This is a genomic window from Okeania sp. SIO2B3 (assembly GCF_010672525.1).
GTDB lineage: Bacteria > Cyanobacteriota > Cyanobacteriia > Cyanobacteriales > Microcoleaceae > Okeania.
The window spans coordinates 1-2,419 of the sequence record NZ_JAAHGH010000225.1 but is presented as its reverse complement, the minus strand read 5'-3'; the positions used below and the strand labels follow the sequence as shown (position 1 = coordinate 2,419).

General features: G+C 40.1%; 1 protein-coding gene and 1 pseudogene. Both read right to left on the bottom strand.

The window, feature by feature from the left end; all coding sequences use genetic code 11:
* A pseudogene (locus tag F6K15_RS37770) lies at nucleotides 1-788 on the bottom strand (hypothetical protein); the annotation flags it as partial.
* 481 nt (nucleotides 789-1,269) lie between these two features.
* On the bottom strand, nucleotides 1,270-2,419 hold a 1,150-nt coding region (locus F6K15_RS37765; protein WP_293071210.1), incomplete at its 5' end, for a ParM/StbA family protein.

Below are 2,419 nucleotides of genomic sequence, written 5' to 3'. Positions count from 1 at the left end.
TCTTTTTTGAGTTGATTGGCCAAATCATCTAAAGTAACCTTTTTCTGACTTTTTTTAGGGACTTTTAACTTACCCTCAACAAGATTCGGCAACTGTTCAAAAATCTGGTCAAAGGTTTGGTTGTACTGATTGACAAAAAATCTGGCTCGTCGCGCTAACAAACTATTCGCAGTGTCTATAGCTTGTCGAAATGTTAGATTTTTGCGGTCTAATTCAAATAGTACGGGTGTTGCCACTAAAGGAAAATCAGCTACTAATATACAGTGCTTCTCGAACAATTCCCGATACTCAGGCACGTTATTAAGGTAATTCCAATCAGGAGAACTCATTAAGCGCCCCGAATTACGAATCAAAACATGAGGAAGGTTATCATTATGTTCGCTCAAAGATTTTTGAAGCAATTGAATGGAAGACCAACAACCGTCGGTGATGAAAAACTGGATAAATTGGGGTCTGCCTTCAGGAGCTTTTCGAGTTTGAATACTTCCAGTGGTTATTAGCCATTCCTGAAGTGGCTGATATGTGTTACCGGGCAGATTAACTACTATGTAGTCGGGATTGGTCTCGGCCATCTCTAAAATTTGATCCGGTTCCATTGCCCGCCTCAAATCGTCAGAAAATCCAATTGATTCAGAATCATAAAGTTCGGACACATCTTGAACTTCTCGGTCTGAATCTACGGCAATAACAGACTTACCCGTTGATTCAAGATATTCTATACAGGTACGGCACACGAGGGTTTTTCCCACGCCACCCTTAATTCCTCCTACGAGGATGATATATGTCATGCGTTGTTCTCCTTAATCAATATTGAAACTGTTGAATAATTGGACTCCTATTTGTTCGGTCTCAGACAGCGGGATATCGTTGTCTGAGGTAACATTGTCTTCGGTAACATTTTGAGGTTCAATTGTAGGTGCAGGAGAGAGAGAATACGAATTAAATTGATTAGTTTGACGGGGTATCAATCCAACTGTCTCTGTGAGGTAATTGATATGGCCTTGTAATATTGATACAGATTGTGTGGCTAGACGTGTAGCTTCTTCTATGGAGCCATATTTGTATAAACCAAGAGGGGTATGTATTAACTGGAAAGCTTCTATAATTGCGCTGTTTATATCACCTACATACGAACTATCTGAACATAATATATAGGCATAATATAGGGGATCTTTTTTGTCAGCGTAGATTGCTCGATTGAGTCTGAGTCTACCTACGGGATCTTGGGTATGAGTCATGATGAGTGAGTATGTAAAATGTTAAAATTTTCTAGACAGGAGAAGATGAAGATATAGACTTTTGATTTTGAGAATCGTGGAGGCTTTTTAGTTGGTAGGAGTGGGCAGCATAGGCATCTACTAATCGAAATGCTAGGATATCTCTGCATTCTTCATGTAGATCTAAATTTTTGAATTGAGGAGAAGCTTCGATCAGGTCTTGCCAATCAGTTCCCCAGTAGGTTGAAATGGTAGAAAAGTGTTCCTGCAATCTATGATACAGGTATTTTCCGGCTCCCCCTGCAACGACCACTTCACTTAAGGATTTTGGAACTTGTTTTTGCAGCCATTGACTGATTAACGCCCAATAGTATTGCTGCGCTGTGCGAATGGCAACAATAATTTCATCTTTTTCTCTCTGCTGATTTTGGGGTATTTGGGACATACATAGCTGGTTTAGGATGGGATTATCAGGATTTACGGGGTCTCCTAATTGGTAAACTATTTTATTTAATAGTTTTCGGTCAAGACCGGAAGTTAGTTCGATAATCCGGTCTATGAGGCGAAAAAAACCTAAATTGGTTGTATCAGCTTCAACCATCATCCCTCTTTGGAATGTGAGAATACTGGTATTACGATGTCCGAATACTAGCGTGGTAATGAATCTGCTGCTTTGAAGAAGTATTCCTGTATACCTATTCAGGGTAATACCTGCTCCTTCAGGTATGCACATACAATCTAAAACCCGCAAGTTTATAGGCTTACCTCTAAACAAAAATGATTTGGCTTCTTTCTTGATTTGCTCCTTCAACTTAGATTGATCGTTCCACTCTGACCATGGCAATAAGATGGTCAGGTTAATTGCTAGCCTGAATTGGGTTTGTTCAGCAATAATCCCCAAAACGGCAAGAATTTTGTACAAAGCTGATTCGTATTTGAGAGCTTTTAGGTTGGCCTCGGCTAGCAGGGCAGAAGCCAAGAACCCAATAGCAAAACTACTTTGCTTATTGTCTTTAAGATTTACCCACGCATCATCTTTGCTGGCACTGTGTAGGTTGATACGTTTTGAGCGGTATGTGCCTAAGTGCCCATAATCACACTCTATTATCTCGGGTTCCATGGTGAGAAAGTTAATGTCTGGTGAATTATCCAAACTCCAGACAACTTTGGTGAGACTACTACCAAGATCGATACAGATGGTG